This is a genomic window from Nitrospira sp. KM1, from assembly GCF_011405515.1.
Lineage (GTDB): Bacteria > Nitrospirota > Nitrospiria > Nitrospirales > Nitrospiraceae > Nitrospira_C.
Window position 1 is genome coordinate 4,023,782 of sequence record NZ_AP022671.1, and the last position, 15,609, is coordinate 4,039,390.

At 55.6% G+C, this 15,609-nt stretch carries 11 protein-coding genes and 1 pseudogene; all 12 read left to right on the forward strand.

Annotated features, from left to right (window positions below):
- Positions 1-15: 15 nt before the first annotated feature.
- Positions 16-522 (forward strand): annotated as a pseudogene (rplJ, locus tag W02_RS21675) (50S ribosomal protein L10); the annotation flags it as partial.
- Positions 523-570: 48 nt separating this feature from the next.
- Positions 571-951: a 50S ribosomal protein L7/L12 gene (gene rplL, locus W02_RS21680; protein ID WP_370467990.1), complete on the forward strand. Its 381-nt coding sequence runs from the start codon at positions 571-573 to the stop codon at positions 949-951.
- A 74-nt stretch (positions 952-1,025) separates the two neighbouring features.
- On the forward strand, positions 1,026-4,982 hold the full coding sequence (gene rpoB, locus W02_RS18995; protein ID WP_173050613.1) for a DNA-directed RNA polymerase subunit beta: 3,957 nt from the start codon (positions 1,026-1,028) through the stop codon (positions 4,980-4,982).
- Positions 4,983-5,026: 44 nt separating this feature from the next.
- On the forward strand, positions 5,027-9,208 hold the full coding sequence (gene rpoC / locus W02_RS19000) for a DNA-directed RNA polymerase subunit beta' (RefSeq protein WP_370467948.1): 4,182 nt from the start codon (positions 5,027-5,029) through the stop codon (positions 9,206-9,208).
- 123 nt (positions 9,209-9,331) lie between these two features.
- Positions 9,332-9,703, forward strand: a complete 372-nt coding sequence (gene rpsL / locus W02_RS19005; RefSeq protein WP_173050615.1) for a 30S ribosomal protein S12 — start codon at positions 9,332-9,334, stop codon at positions 9,701-9,703.
- A 38-nt stretch (positions 9,704-9,741) separates the two neighbouring features.
- On the forward strand, positions 9,742-10,212 hold the full coding sequence (gene rpsG, locus W02_RS19010) for a 30S ribosomal protein S7 (RefSeq protein ID WP_173050617.1): 471 nt from the start codon (positions 9,742-9,744) through the stop codon (positions 10,210-10,212).
- Between the two features lie 109 nt (positions 10,213-10,321).
- The gene (gene fusA / locus W02_RS19015; RefSeq protein WP_173050619.1) at positions 10,322-12,403 is read left to right on the forward strand and encodes an elongation factor G; all 2,082 of its coding nucleotides are present in this window, start codon (positions 10,322-10,324) and stop codon (positions 12,401-12,403) included.
- 38 nt (positions 12,404-12,441) lie between these two features.
- Complete coding sequence (tuf, locus tag W02_RS19020; RefSeq protein WP_173050601.1) at positions 12,442-13,647, forward strand: elongation factor Tu; 1,206 nt, start codon at positions 12,442-12,444, stop codon at positions 13,645-13,647.
- A gap of 63 nt (positions 13,648-13,710) precedes the next feature.
- Complete coding sequence (gene rpsJ / locus W02_RS19025; protein ID WP_173050621.1) at positions 13,711-14,022, forward strand: 30S ribosomal protein S10; 312 nt, start codon at positions 13,711-13,713, stop codon at positions 14,020-14,022.
- A gap of 27 nt (positions 14,023-14,049) precedes the next feature.
- Positions 14,050-14,670 (forward strand): 50S ribosomal protein L3, encoded by a 621-nt coding sequence (gene rplC / locus W02_RS19030; protein ID WP_173050623.1) that lies wholly within the window; start codon positions 14,050-14,052, stop codon positions 14,668-14,670.
- A 3-nt stretch (positions 14,671-14,673) separates the two neighbouring features.
- Positions 14,674-15,297: a 50S ribosomal protein L4 gene (rplD, locus tag W02_RS19035; protein WP_173050625.1), complete on the forward strand. Its 624-nt coding sequence runs from the start codon at positions 14,674-14,676 to the stop codon at positions 15,295-15,297.
- Entirely contained in the window at positions 15,294-15,587 is a 294-nt protein-coding gene (locus tag W02_RS19040) for a 50S ribosomal protein L23 (protein ID WP_173050627.1), read from the forward strand. The genes rplD and W02_RS19040 overlap by 4 nt, the downstream gene beginning before the upstream one ends.
- The last annotated feature ends 22 nt before the right edge of the window (positions 15,588-15,609 follow it).

The following is a 15,609-nucleotide window of genomic DNA, read 5'->3' on the forward strand; positions in this document are numbered from 1 at the left end:
GGGGAAGGTTCCATCATGAAGAAGGATGAGAAAGCCACAGCGGTAGCGGAGTTGACGGAGAAGTTCGGCCGCGCACGATTGGCGATTCTGACAGAATGCGCAGGGCTTCCTGTCAACCAAGTGACGGAGCTTCGCAAGCAACTGCGTGGTGCCAAAGCCGAATACAAGGTGGTCAAGAATACACTGGCGTCGCGGGCTGCGGAGGGAACAGTCCTTTCCGGATTAAGGACCCATCTGAAGGGACCGACCGGCGTCGTCATCGGATACGACGATCCGGTATTGCCCACCAAAATCCTTCGCGATTTTATCGCAGCAGAAAAGCGTGAAGAGAAGATCCGCATTACCCTCGGTGTGTTGGAAGGAAAAGTCGTTCAGCCTGCAGAACTCGCCGCCGTGGCGAAGTTGCCTAAGAAGGAAGTACTCATCGCCATGTTGCTATCGGCCATGCAAGGCCCGATTCGCGGGGTGGTGTACACCCTCAACGCGGTGTTGTCGAAATTCGTAAGAGTCATTGTTGCCATTCAGGATAAACGGAAAGGAGAAGGGGACATGCCAGCTACAGAGGGAAAGTTGTCGCAAGAGGAATTGATCAAGGCGATTGAGAGCATGAGCGTGCTCGATCTCGCAGAATTGGTCAAAGGTCTGGAAGATCGCTTTGGAGTCACGGCCGCGGCTCCAATGGCCATGGCCGCAGCGCCTGCCGCCGGTGGTGCCGCTGCCGCTCCCGCAGAAGAAAAGACGGCGTTCGACGTCATTCTGGCTTCCGCTCCGGCCGATAAGAAAATCCAAGTCATCAAGGTTGTTCGTGAGCTGACCAGCCTGGGATTGAAGGAGGCCAAAGATCTGGTCGAAGGCGCTCCGAAGCCTGTCAAGACCGGTGTGGCGAAGGAAGAAGCCGATACGATGAAGAAGAAGCTTGAGGAGAGCGGCGCGAAAGTCGAGATCAAGTAGTCTCGGTCGCATGCATCTCGCGGGCGCTCGTATCTGCGGGCGCCCAACCCAACTATTGGAGTGGAGGACTGGGAATGCCCGAAACGACTCTACAAGAGTTCGTCGAGCGGAAAGACTTTTCTCGCATTCGTACGAGCATCGATATCCCTGACTTGATCGAGATTCAAAAGCGGTCGTACGAGGAGTTCCTTCAATTCGAAGCGGAGTCCGAGCGGCGCAAAGATCATGGTTTGCAGGCCGCGCTGGCGAGTGTCTTTCCGATTCCTGACTATAACAACACGGCCGTCCTGGAGTTCACGAGTTATACCCTTGGGACGCCCAAATATGACGAGCGGGAATGCCTTGAGCAGGGTATGACGTTTGCGGTGCCGTTGAAACTGCGGGTTCGCCTTGTGGTGTTCGACAAGGAAGACAAAGGACCAAAGAAGAATGTTCTGGATGTCCGTGAACAGGAGGTCTACGTCGGAGAATTGCCGCTGATGACCGAACGCGGAACGTTCATCGTCAATGGCACTGAACGAGTGGTGGTCAGCCAGTTACATCGGTCTCCCGGTGCTTCGTTCACGCATGATAAGGGTCGCACGCATGCAAGCGGGAAGGTTTTATATTCGGCTCGGATCATCCCATACCGCGGGTCCTGGTTGGATTTTGAATTTGACGCCCGCGATATCCTGTATGTGAGGATCGACCGACGGCGCAAGATGCCGGCCACGATATTGCTCAAAGCGTTCGGCTATTCGGGCGACGATTTGCTGAAAATGTATTACCCCGTCGAGGAAATTCGGGTGGTCAAGGGCAAGTTGATGCGCAAGCTCGATCCCGAGATTCACCAGGGACTCCGCTGTTCTATGGAACTGACGGAAAAGGGCAGCAAAGAACCGTTGGTGCGGGAAGGGGCGAAGCTGACGAAGGGCGTGATTGCGAAACTTAAGGCCGCTGGCGTGAAGGAAATCCCGCTTTCGCCGACAGAATTGGTCGGACGCGCGGTCCTGACCGAATTAGTAGACAGTAAGAAAAACAAGTTGGCGGAGAAGAATCAGCGGCTCACCGCAGAAATCGTGGAACGTCTCCTCGAGACCGATATCGAGGAATTCAAGGTCATCTATTTTGACACGGCCACGGCAACGCCGGTGATCCTCGACACGTTGGAAATGGAGCGGACGGGGTCGAAGGAAGAGGCGATGGTTGAAATCTATCGCCGTCTTCGTCCCGGAGAAACGCCGTCCGTCGAAACGGCACGCGCCCTGTTCGACAATCTCTTTTTGAACTCCAAGCGGTATGATCTTTCTCCCGTCGGTCGATTGAAGTTGAACAAGAAACTTGGGCTGGATTTGCAGTTGGAGCAGCGAACGCTGACATCCCAAGACATCGTCGAAGTCATTCGTTATCTGGTCAATCTCAAGATGGGGAAGGGCGAGATCGATGACATCGACCATTTGGGAAATCGTCGGGTCCGCTCGGTAGGAGAATTACTGGAAAATCAATTCCGTCTCGGGCTGGTCCGTATGGAGCGGAGCATCAAGGAGCGGATGAATCTCCTGGATATGGAGACCGTGCTGCCGCATGACTTGATCAATGCGAAGCCGGTTGTCGCCGCAGTGAAGGAATTCTTCAGCAGCAGCCAGCTCTCGCAGTTCATGGATCAAACAAACCCTCTGGCCGAGATCACCCATAAACGGAGGCTGTCTGCCCTGGGTCCCGGCGGGTTGACTCGTGAACGAGCGGGATTTGAAGTGCGCGACGTGCATCCATCCCATTACAGCCGTATCTGTCCGATCGAAACGCCGGAAGGTCCGAACATCGGGTTGATCACGTCACTGGCCACCTATGCGCGGATTAACCAATTCGGCTTCATCGAAGCGCCGTATCGTCGGGTGGAGAAGGGGCGGGTGACGGACCAGATCGAGTTTCTTTCCGCCATCGAAGGCGACAAATATATGATCGCCCAGGCCAACTCTAAAGTGGATGGAGGCGGACGGTTGGTTTCTGAAACCGTCTCGGCGCGGTCTGGAGGCGATTTCGTGACTGCCACCCCTGACAAGATTGAATATATGGACGTATCGCCGAAACAGGTCGTCAGCGTAGCAACCGCATTGGTTCCGTTCCTAGAGCACGACGATGCCAATCGCGCTCTGATGGGGTCGAACATGCAGCGGCAGGCAGTGCCACTGCTCAAGGCGGAATCTCCGCTCGTTGGCACCGGCATGGAGGCGGTTGTCGCACGTGATTCCGGATACGTGGTCCAGGCGAAGCGCCCCGGTGTGGTTGAAAGCGTGGACGCCACCCGCATCGTCGTTCGATCGGACTCGAAAGAGGGTCGAAAGCGCAATGATACGGGATTGGACGTGTATGAATTGATCAAGTTCCAGCGATCAAATCAGAATACATGCATCACGCAGACACCGGTCGTTCGTATCGGGCAGCCCGTCAAAAAAGGACAGGTATTGGCGGATGGTCCGGCCATCGATCAAGGTGAGCTTGCTCTGGGGAAAAATGTGCTGGTGGCGTTCATGCCTTGGGGTGGATACAACTTCGAGGACGCGATTCTGCTCAGTGAAAAGCTCGTGCGCGAGGATGCGTTCACGTCCATTCATATCGAGGAGTTCGAGGTAGAAGCCCGCGATACGAAGTTGGGCAAGGAAGACATTACGCGCGACATTCCCAATGTTGGGGAAGAAGCGTTGCGCAATCTCGATGAAAGCGGAATCATCCGCATAGGTGCCGAAGTGAAGCCCGGGGACATTCTGGTGGGCAAGGTGACGCCGAAAGGCGAGACTCAGTTGACGCCGGAAGAAAAGCTCTTGCGTGCGATTTTCGGTGAAAAGGCAGGAGACGTCAAGGATACATCCCTGACGGTTCCACCGGGTGTGGAAGGAATCATCGTCGACGTCAAGATTTTTTCCCGCAAGGGTCTCGACAAGGACGAACGTTCCAAGAGCATTGAAAGCGAAGATGCGATGAAGCTGCAGCGCGACCATCATGAAGAGCTGCGAATCATCGAGGAAGAAAAAAACAAGAAAATCAGGAAGTTGCTCTTAGGCAAAGTCGTGGGCCGTGATCTGATGGACCCCGAGAGCGGCGATGTCATTCTGAAAAAGAAGGGCAAGCTGACGGCCGAAATCCTCAAACGGCTTCCGGATGAGACGGTTCGCTACATCATTCTCAGCGATCCCGATGAGCAAAAAGAGTTGGAGGATGTGGATCGGAGAGCGAAGGAACAGATCGAAATTCTACAGACGCTGTACGATGAGAAAGTCGGAAGGCTGAAGCGGGGCGACGAACTGCCTCCTGGGGTCATCAAGCTCGTCAAAGTCTACATCTCGATGAAGCGCAAGATTCAGGTTGGCGACAAGATGGCCGGCCGACATGGAAATAAGGGTGTGGTTTCGCGTGTCTTGCCGGAAGAGGACATGCCATACCTTCCTGACGGAACTCCGGTCGAAATCGTTTTGAATCCGCTCGGCGTTCCATCGCGTATGAATGTCGGGCAGATTCTCGAAACCCACCTCGGCTGGGCCGCGAGAGCCTTGGGGATCAAGGTCGCAAGTCCGGTCTTCGACGGGGCGTCTGAAAAGGAAATCAAGGATTTGCTGAAGCGCGCCAAACTGCCGTCCAGCGGGCAAACGGTGTTAATGGATGGCCGGACCGGGGAAGCGTTCGGCAGTCCCGTGACCGTGGGCTATATGTATGTGTTGAAGCTCCACCATTTGGTCGATGACAAGATTCACGCGCGATCGATCGGGCCATACTCGCTCGTGACGCAACAACCATTGGGCGGTAAGGCTCAATTCGGCGGTCAGCGGTTGGGAGAAATGGAAGTCTGGGCCTTACAGGCTTACGGAGCGGCGTCCACGCTGCAGGAGTTTCTGACCGTGAAGTCCGACGACGTTCCGGGCCGATCTCGAATGTATGAAGCCGTCGTGAAAGGCGAACCGTTCCTAGAGCCGGGGTTGCCCGAGTCGTTCAACGTCCTGGTCAAGGAACTGCAAAGCCTAGGACTCGACGTGGAATTGGTCAAAACGCAAGACTAACTACTTTGTGCCGGCTGATGCCGGCATCGGAGGAGGTCACTACCTTGGAAGGCGTATACACATTATTTGAGAAGCCCAGGGATTCGGTGTCGTTCGATTCGATGCGGATTCGCATCGCATCGCCCGAAAAGATCCGGTCCTGGTCGTACGGCGAAGTCAAAAAGCCGGAAACGATCAATTACCGGTCGTTCAAGCCGGAAAAAGACGGGCTCTTCTGCGCGAAGATCTTTGGTCCGATCAAGGATTGGGAATGTAATTGCGGCAAGTACAAGCGCATGAAGCATCGGGGCATCGTGTGCGACAAATGCGGCGTCGAGGTCATCCAGTCGAAGGTCCGCCGTGAACGCATGGGGCACATCGAGCTTGCTGCACCGGTCGCGCATATCTGGTTTCTCAAGGGTGTCCCAAGCCGGATCGGCACGCTGCTCGACATGAGCCTAAAGCAACTGGAAAAAATCCTCTATTTCGAGAGTTACGTCTGCGTCGATGCCGGTCAAACCGACATGACGGAGAAAGAGCTCGTCACGGAGGAGAAGCTACGCACGTTGCAATCCGAATTTGCCCCGAACGCCTACAAGGTGGGCATCGGTGCCGAAGCAATCCGGGATTTGCTGCGGAAGATCGACATTAATGCCAAGTGGGATGAGATCAAGGCCAAGTCCAAGACCTCCACGTCCGCGGCCATGAAAAAGAAGCACGCGAAGCAGCTGAAGGTCATCGAAGCCTTCCGCAAATCCGGGAACAAACCGGAATGGATGATCATGGATGTGATTCCGGTACTGCCGCCTGAGTTGCGTCCGCTTGTGCCGCTGGACGGCGGCCGTTTCGCCACGTCCGACCTGAACGATCTCTATCGACGCGTCATCAACCGGAATAACCGTTTAAAGCGGTTGATGGAACTGAAGGCGCCGGGAGTCATCATCCGAAACGAAATGCGTATGCTGCAGGAGGCGGTCGACGCGTTGTTCGATAACGGGCGTCGCGGTCGTGCGATCCGAGGACCCAACAAGCGTCCGCTCAAATCGCTGAGCGACATGCTGAAGGGCAAGCAGGGACGTTTCCGACAGAATCTTCTTGGTAAACGGGTGGATTATTCAGGCCGTACTGTCATTGTCGTCGGTCCGGAACTGCGTCTCCATCAATGCGGGTTGCCTAAAAAGATGGCGCTCGAACTCTTCAAGCCGTTCATCTTCCACAAGCTCGAAGAGCGCGGGGCCGCCACGACCATCAAGAGTGCCAAGCGTCTAGTGGAAAAAGAGCGTCCCGAAGTCTGGGACGTTCTGGATGAAGTGATTCGGGAGCATCCGGTTTTATTGAACCGTGCCCCCACGCTCCATCGTCTCGGCATACAGGCTTTCGATCCGGTGTTGGTGGAAGGCAAAGCCATCAGATTGCATCCGCTCGTCTGCGCGGCGTTCAATGCAGACTTCGACGGCGATCAGATGGCCGTGCACGTACCGCTGTCCGTCGAGGCCCAGGTCGAGGCTCGCGTGCTCATGATGTCGATCAATAACATTCTGTCGCCAGCGAACGGAAAGCCGATCGCCGTTCCTTCTCAAGACATGGTGCTGGGCTGTTACTGGCTGACGAAAGAGCGCGCAGGTATGAAGGGAGAGGGCAAACTGTTCGGCTCGCCCGAAGAAGTCCGCATTGCGTTCGATGCGCGGGAAATCGAAGAGCATGCCCGGATCAAGGTGCGTATTGAAGGCGAGTTGGTTCAAACCACTGTGGGGCGAGTCATTCTGTCGGAAGTGCTTCCGACAGGAATGCCGTTTGCCTATGCAAATAAGCTGATGACCAAGAAAGAGGTCACCAAGCTCATCGATTCCGTATACCGGCAATCAGGTCATCGGGAAACGGTCATGTTCCTGGATAAGATCAAGGACACCGGATTCCAGTACGCCACGCGGGCCGGCGTATCGATCTGCATCGACAACATGCATATTCCCAGCAAGAAGGAAGAAATCATCGGGAAGGCGCAACGAGAAGTCAATGAAATCGAGCGCCAATACGGTGAGGGCTTGATCACGAACGGTGAGCGCTATAACAAGGTCATCGATATCTGGGCACATACGACGGAACAGGTGGCTGGAGAGATGATGAAAGAGCTTGGTGCCAGTGGCGATCCGAACAAGCAGGAAGCCTTCAACCCGATCTTCATGATGGCCGACTCGGGCGCTCGCGGTAGTTCGCAACAGATTCGTCAGTTGGGCGGGATGCGCGGGTTAATGGCGAAACCGTCAGGAGAAATCATCGAGACGCCGATCACGGCAAATTTTCGCGAAGGGTTGACCGTGCTCCAGTACTTCATTTCCACGCACGGCGCTCGAAAGGGATTGGCCGATACCGCGTTGAAAACCGCGAACTCAGGCTATTTGACGCGCCGGCTCGTTGATATCGCGCAAGATGTGATCATTAGCGAAATCGACTGCGGAACGACCGACGGAATCTTCGTCAGCGCGCTCGTGGAGGGCGGAGAAATCATTCAGCCGATCGAAGAACGTATTCTTGGACGGTTGGCCGCCGATGATATCCGTGATCCGGTGACCGGTGAAATCATCGTCTCGTTCAATGAAGAGATCACCGAAGAGCGGACGAAGGACGTTGTCGAGGCCGCTGTCGACCGGGTGAAAATTCGGTCGGTGCTGACGTGCCAATCTCGGCGTGGCGTATGCCGTGCGTGCTATGGCCGCGATCTCGCGCGAGGTCGTCTTGTCGAGAAGGGTGAGCCGGTAGGCGTCATCGCAGCCCAATCGATCGGTGAGCCTGGAACGCAGTTGACCATGCGTACGTTCCACATCGGTGGAACGGCTAGCAAGGTCGTTGAGCAAACCGTGCTTGAAGCCAAGCATGCCGGCTACATGAAATTCATGAGCTTCGATGCCAAAAAGAATGCGGACTTGCACAACGCTGGCATTGCCGTTCGCAATAAGGAAAACGACTGGGTCGTGATGAATCGCAACGCGAAGATTGCGATCGTCGACGAAAATGGCCGTGAGCGTGAAAAGTATCCGGTCGTGTATGGCGCCAAGATCAAGATTAAAGACGGCGAGCGGGTTGCATTGGCCCAAAAATTGGTCGAATGGGATCCTTATTCGCTCACGATCCTGACTGAGGTCGGAGGGAAGGTCGCGTATGGCGACATCGTCGAAGGTGTGACGATGAAGGAAGAGTTCGACGAGGTGACCGGATTGTCACGCAAGGTCATTATCGAGCATACCGGCGCGACGTTGCGCCCTCGAATCTCGATCAAAGACGAAGGCGGAAAGACGGCGAAGGTGTCCGGTGGCGCGAATACCGTGGCGCGATACCTGTTGCCCGTCGGTGCACACATTTTCGTGGAGAAAGGTGCGATGGTGCATCCTGGCGACGTTCTCGCCAAAATTCCGCGAGAAACGACGAAGACCAAGGACATCACGGGGGGGCTACCACGTGTGGCCGAACTGTTTGAGGCCCGCAAGCCGAAGGAGCAGGCCGTGATCAGCGAGATCGATGGCGAAGTGTCATACGGAGGCTTCGTCAAGGGGCAACGCAAGGTCCTGGTCGATAACAAGATGGGCGACACCAAAGAGTACTTCATTCCGAAGGGAAAGCACGTCAACGTGCACGAGGGAGATTGGGTGCGCGCGGGCGAGCCGTTGATGGACGGGTCTGCGAACCCCCACGATATTCTCGATGTGCTGGGTCCGAATGAGTTACAGAAATATCTCGTTGACGAAGTGCAGGATGTGTACCGTCTCCAGGGCGTGACGATCAACGACAAGCATATTGAGATCATCGTGCGGCAGATGCTGCGCAAAGTGCGGATCGAAGATCCCGGAGATACGGAATTTCTCCCGGGCAGTCAGGTCAGCAAGATGCTTTTCGAAGAGGAAAACGATCGTGTGTCAAAGAAGGATGGTAAGCCGGCGATTGGCAAGCCGGTTCTCTTGGGCATCACGAAGGCCGCTTTGACGACGGACAGCTTCATCTCTGCTGCGTCGTTCCAGGAAACAACGAGGGTGTTGACGGAAGCGGCGATCAACGGTCGCGAAGACAATTTGAGGGGCCTGAAAGAAAATGTCATTGTCGGGCGCTTGATTCCTGCAGGAAGTGGGTTTGAGGAATATCGTGAGACTTTCGTGATCAGTCCGAAGCCCGAACCCGTAGTTGTCGGTTCTCCGGATTTGCCGGCGATATCGCATGAAGGAGTTGCCGCTGCCGCGGGAGAATCCACGTCGACGTAAAATTACGTGAGATGGATCTTCCAGGTATTGACACTGAAAGAGACTGTCATTATAATCCACCGGCTTTGCCCTGGAAGGGGCGAAGAAGAGTCTGAAACGTTCTGAAATTGAGAGCAATGCAACATGCCGACGATTAATCAGTTAGTCAGAAAGGGCCGCCAGTTGGCCCACGCCAAGACGAAAAGTCCTGCGCTGAAATCGTGTCCGCAAAAACGCGGCGTCTGCCTTCGCGTCTATACCCAGACGCCGAAGAAGCCGAATTCCGCGTTGCGTAAAGTTGCCCGTGTTCGGTTAACTAACGGAATGGAAGTGACCACATACATTCCCGGTGTTGGGCACAATCTGCAGGAGCACTCGATTGTCCTCGTTCGGGGCGGTCGCGTGAAAGACTTGCCGGGTGTTCGTTATCACATCGTTCGCGGGGCTCTTGATGCGGTCGGTGTATCGGATAGAAAGCAGGGACGTTCGAAGTACGGAGCGAAGCGTCCAAAGTAATCATTCATGCGCAGCTAATGGAATAAGAGTACACGACAATGCCGCGAAGTAGATTTTTAGGTCAACGTGAGCCACTTCCCGATGTCCGCTATCGAGACAAGCTTGTTGGGAAATTTTTGAACATTTTGATGGAGCGTGGCAAGAAGAGCACGGCCGAGCGTATTTGTTATGGCGCGTTCGACGTGATCCAGGAAAAGACGGGTGGGGATCCGCTCAAGGTATTCCGTTCAGCGATCGACAATGTCAAGCCGGTCGTTGAGGTGAAGTCCAGACGTGTCGGCGGCGCGTCTTATCAAGTGCCGGTCGAAATCCGTCCGGCTCGCCGGATGTCGCTCGCACTTCGTTGGTTGTCAGAATTCTCGCGGACGCGCGGCGGAAAGAGCATGCGGGAAAAACTCGCGGCTGAATTGCTGGACGCGTCGAATAACACAGGGGCGTCGGTCAAGAAGCGGGAAGACGTGCATCGGATGGCGGAAGCGAACAAGGCTTTCGCGCACTATCGCTGGTAACGTCGTTCGTGCTGCAGTTGGGCCGTGCTGCGATCCGCAGACGCGGAGTGCCCCTGATCGCGGCAATTGTCGGCTCAGTCTGCAGCACGTGTATTTTTAGGGGATGAATGTGGCTAGGCAAGCTCCGTTAGAACGCACGCGAAACATTGGCATCATGGCCCATATTGATGCCGGGAAAACTACCACGACCGAGCGCATCCTCTACTATACGGGGATGACGCATAAGATGGGTGAGGTGCACGAAGGCGCCGCCACGATGGACTGGATGGAGCAAGAGCGCGAGCGCGGCATCACCATTACGGCAGCTGCCACCACCTGCTTTTGGAAGGACCATCGCATCAATATCATTGATACGCCGGGTCACGTGGACTTTACGATTGAGGTCGAGCGGTCGTTGCGCGTCCTGGACGGCGCGGTCGCGGTCTTTGACTCCGTGCAAGGAGTCGAGCCGCAGTCGGAAACTGTCTGGAGGCAGGCGGACAAATACCAGGTTCCCCGCATTGCGTTCATGAACAAAATGGACCGCATCGGTGCCGATTTTTATTTCAGTGTTCAGACCATTATCGATCGGCTGGGAGCGAACCCCATTCCTATTCAGATTCCCATCGGAAAAGAGTCGGAGTACAGGGGATCAATCGATCTCATCACGATGAAGGCGTATGTCTATGACGATGAGACTCTGGGTGCCAAGTACAAGGTCGAGGAGATCCCTGCCGATTTGCTGGATAAGGCCAAGGAGTATCGCGAGAAGATGCTTGAGGCCGTTGCCGAATTCGATGACCATGTCATGGAGAAATATCTCAACGGCCAGCCGCTGACTGAAGAAGAGGTGCGCCGTGTCGTGCGCGCCGGAGCGATTGCCATGAAGGTCACTCCGGTGCTTTGCGGATCCGCCTTCAAGAATAAGGGTGTCCAGCAGTTGTTGGACGGAGTTGTGGATTTTCTGCCCTCTCCATTGGACATTCCGCCTGTGAAGGGGATCGATTCCAATACCGGCAAGGAAGTTGAGCGCAAGCCCGCTGACAATGAGCCGTTTGCCGCGCTCGCGTTCAAGATTATGTCAGACCCGTTCGCCGGCCAGTTGACCTATTTCCGAGTGTATTCCGGTACGCTCAAGACCGGCACGCCTGTCCTCAATGTCACCAAGGGGACCAAGGATCGCATCGGTCGTCTTCTGAAGATGCATGCCAACAAACGGGAAGAAATCGATGCCGTGTATGCAGGAGACATTGTTGCCGCTGTCGGTCTCAAGGGCGCCACGACCGGCGACACGCTTGCCGATGAAAAGCAGCCGGTACTGCTCGAGGTGATGAAGTTTCCGGAGCCAGTTATCGCGATGGCTATCGAACCCAAAACCAAGCAGGACCAGGAAAAGATGGGGTTTGCCTTGCAGAAACTCGCTCAGGAAGACCCGTCGTTCCGCGTGCGTACCGACGAGGAGACTGCCCAAACCATCATTGCCGGTATGGGTGAACTGCATCTGGAAATCATCGTTGATCGGTTGTTGCGGGAATTCAAAGTTGAAGCCAACGTCGGGAAGCCTGAAGTCGCGTTTCGTGAAACAATCAGGCGGAAAGCCGAATCTGAATCAAAGTACATCAAGCAGACCGGGGGGCGCGGGCAATACGGCCATGTCGTGCTTACCGTCGAGCCGTCCGAACCTGGAAAGGGTCTGGAATTTGTCAACAAGGTGGTTGGTGGTGCGATTCCGAAGGAATACATCCCGGCGATCGAAAAAGGTGTCAAGGAACGTATGGAGAATGGCGTCATTGCCGGATATCCGCTTCGCGATATCAAGGTGACGGTGATCGATGGGTCGTATCATGAAGTGGACTCCAATGAAATGGCGTTCAAGATCGCCGGTTCCATGGGATTTTCTGACGCGTGCAAAAAGGCCGATGCGGTGCTGCTCGAGCCCATCATGAAGGTGGAAGTGCTGGTTCCACAGGAGTTCATGGGCGACGTGATTGGAAATTTGAACGGACGCCGCGGCAAGGTGCAAGGTATGAAGGTGCGTGCCGGAGCTCAGGCGATAGAGGCCTCCGTGCCGTTGATGGAAATGTTCGGATATGCCACGGATCTTCGTTCGAGAACGCAGGGCCGCGCGACCTACAGTATGGAGTTCGACCGCTACGATCAAGTACCGCGCCAGATCTCGGAAGCGATCATGGCAAAGTACCGCGGCGAATAATTGATTATTGCAGTGTAAGTCGTAGGGAGGAATTCGGCATGGCGAAGGCGAAATTTGAGCGGAAGAAGCCGCATGTGAATATCGGGACGATCGGGCACGTGGACCACGGAAAGACGACGTTGACAGCGGCCTTAACGAAGGTGTGTGCGGACAAGGGGATGGCGAAGTTCATCAGCTATGACGAAGTGGCGAAGGCGTCGGAGAGCCAGGGCCGGCGGGACGCGACGAAGATCATGACGATCGCCATCAGTCACGTGGAGTACGAGACGGACAAGCGGCACTATGCGCATGTGGACTGTCCGGGGCACGCCGACTACGTGAAGAATATGATCACGGGAGCGGCCCAGATGGACGGGGCGATCCTGGTGGTCAGTGCGGCGGACGGGCCGATGCCGCAGACGCGGGAGCACATCTTATTGGCGCGCCAAGTCGGGGTGCCCTACATCGTGGTGTTCTTGAACAAGGCGGACAAGGTCGATGACAAGGAGTTGTTGGACCTGGTGGAATTGGAAGTGCGGGAGTTGCTCTCGAAGTATGATTTTCCGGGCGAGAAGACGCCGATCATCCAGGGGAGCGCCTTGAAGGCGATGGAAGGCGACGGGGGTCCGCTGGGGGTGCCGGCGATCATGAAATTGCTCGATTCGGTGGACAGCTATATTCCGACGCCGCAACGGCCGATCGACAAGCCGTTTTTGATGCCGATCGAAGACGTGTTTACGATCAGCGGCCGGGGCACGGTGGTGACGGGCCGCTGTGAGCGGGGCATCGTGAAGGTGGGGGATGAAATCGAGATCGTGGGGTTGAAGCCGACGCAGAGCACGGTGGTGACGGGGGTGGAGATGTTCCGCAAGGTGCTCGACGAGGGGCAGGCGGGCGACAACATCGGGGTGCTGCTGCGGGGGACGAAGAAAGAGGACGTGGAGCGGGGGATGGTGCTCTCGAAGCCGAAGAGTATTACGCCGCATACGAAGTTCAAGGCGGAGATTTATGTGCTGACGAAGGAAGAAGGGGGACGGCATACGCCGTTCTTCAACGGGTACCGGCCGCAGTTTTACTTCCGGACGACGGATGTGACGGGGATCGTGTCGTTGAATCCGGGGGTGGAGATGGTGATGCCGGGGGACAATGTGAGCGTGTCGGCGGAGTTGATCAGCCCGATTGCGATGGATCAGGGGTTGCGCTTTGCCGTGCGTGAGGGCGGCAAGACCGTCGGCTCCGGCGTCGTCACCGAAATCCTGGCGTAGCGAAGCAGGCAATAGCGGGGCAGTGCGCGGTATTGATCGATGCAGTGATGCGAGGAGAAGAGCGTGAAGGTTGATCAAAGAATCAGAATCAGATTGCGCGGGTTTGATTATCGCGTTTTGGATCAGTCGGTCGCGGAAATCGTCGAGACTGTTCGCCGAAGCGGTGCGAAGATCGTCGGTCCCATACCCTTGCCGACGCGCATCGAGAAATTTACCGTTCAACGTGCCACGCACGCTGATAAAAAGGCTCGCGAACAATTTGAAATTCGAACGCACAAGCGGCTGATGGATATTATGGAGCCCACGCCTGAGACGATGGATTCGCTGATGAAGCTGAATCTGGCTGCGGGTGTCGACGTCGAAATCAAGCTGTGATCTGAGGTCAGTAAGGAATTTGCCGCTATGACGAACGGGTTGCTCGGTAAAAAGTTGGGAATGACGCAGGTGTTTGACGAGAGTCAATTTGTACCCGTGACCGTCATTGAAGCAGGACCCTGTCGTGTCGTGATGGTCAAGACCAAGGAAAGCGACGGCTATGAAGCCGTCCAGTTGGCGTACGAAGAGACCAAGGACCGGAAGCTTTCCGGGGCGCAACTGGGTCATTTGAAGAAGCATCAGGCTCCGGCCATGCGCACGTTGAAAGAATTCAAGAAGACCGGTGATGTCGCTGTCGGCCAAGTGATTAAAGCCGATTTGTTCAAGAAGGGTGATTGGGTCGATGTCATCGGCGTGTCGAAGGGCAAGGGCTTTCAGGGCGTCGTGCGTCGGCATCATTATTCGGGCGGTCCGGAATCGCATGGCTCCATGTTTCATCGCGCGCCGGGTTCCATCGGAGCCAGCTCTTTTCCTTCTCGTGTCTGGAAAGGAAAGACGTTGCCGGGGCACATGGGTGCGGAGCGTGTGACCACTCAGCGACTGAAGGTCATCGATTCGCGCCCCGAGGAGAATCTCCTGTTGGTCCGTGGCGCCGTTCCTGGTGCGGCTAACGGTCTGGTGATCGTCAGAAAGTCTAAGAAGGGATAGGGCATGCCGACGGTTGATGTCATAGATTTGAACAGACGAAAAGTGGGGTCCGCGGAGCTTCCTCCGGAGGTGTTCGGTTGTAAGCCCCACCGAACGCTTGTGCATGAAGCCGTGGTCATGCAGCAGGCTTGTGAGCGGCAAGGAACGGCTTCTACTCTCCGTCGAGGTGAAGTGAGCGGGTCCGGGAAGAAGCCCTGGAAGCAAAAGCACACAGGACGTGCCAGGGCCGGTTCATTGCGCTCGCCTGTATGGCGTCACGGTGGGTCGGTCTTTGGGCCGAAGCCGAGAAGCTACGCATTCAACATGCCGAAGAAGAAGTACCGAGCCGCTCTGCAAAGCGCCCTATCGGCAAAGCTGGCGGATGGACATGTGATCGTCGTCTCGAATTTCACGCTCGAATCAAGCAAGACCAAAGTGCTGGCGAAAACATTGAAGCAGTTTGGAGAAGGGTCTCACATCCTGATCATCGCTGGAGAGGGACATACCGGATTGACTCAGGCAGCCAAGAATCTTGCCGGAGTCGGAGTCGTCGCGCCGGACCGTCTTAACGTCTATGATATCGTGCGCGCGGGAACGATCATGATTCCGGAGCGTGATGTGGCGCGTTTGAAGGAGGTCTGGGCATGAAAACAGATCTTCACAATGTGCTCATTCAGCCGTTGTTGACGGAAAAGATCACCGCATTGCGCGAGAGCAGCAATACGGTCGGGTTTCTTGTGCATGCTTCTGCCAATCGCGTGCAGATCAAGCAGGCCGTCGAAACGTTGTTGAAAGTGAAAGTCGAGCGGGTCAATGTCCTGAACGTTCAGGGGAAGATTAAGCGTCTTGGACGTTTTTCTGGAAAGCGTTCGGATTGGAAGAAGGCGTTCGTGAAGCTCAAGCAGGGTGAAAAGCTTGAGCTGTATGAAGGTGCATAGAGGAGATGTCGTTCCGGTTACG

Excerpts from the sequence above, each read along its gene's own strand:
- rplC (WP_173050623.1), top strand. The coding sequence starts at position 14,050 with ATGACGAACGGGTTGCTCGGTAAAAAGTTGGGAATGACGCAGGTGTTT.
- rpoB (WP_173050613.1), top strand. The coding sequence starts at position 1,026 with ATGCCCGAAACGACTCTACAAGAGTTCGTCGAGCGGAAAGACTTTTCT.
- rpsL (WP_173050615.1), top strand. The coding sequence starts at position 9,332 with ATGCCGACGATTAATCAGTTAGTCAGAAAGGGCCGCCAGTTGGCCCAC.
- rplD (WP_173050625.1), top strand. The coding sequence starts at position 14,674 with ATGCCGACGGTTGATGTCATAGATTTGAACAGACGAAAAGTGGGGTCC.
- W02_RS19040 (WP_173050627.1), top strand. The coding sequence starts at position 15,294 with ATGAAAACAGATCTTCACAATGTGCTCATTCAGCCGTTGTTGACGGAA.
- rpsG (WP_173050617.1), top strand. The coding sequence starts at position 9,742 with ATGCCGCGAAGTAGATTTTTAGGTCAACGTGAGCCACTTCCCGATGTC.
- tuf (WP_173050601.1), top strand. The coding sequence starts at position 12,442 with ATGGCGAAGGCGAAATTTGAGCGGAAGAAGCCGCATGTGAATATCGGG.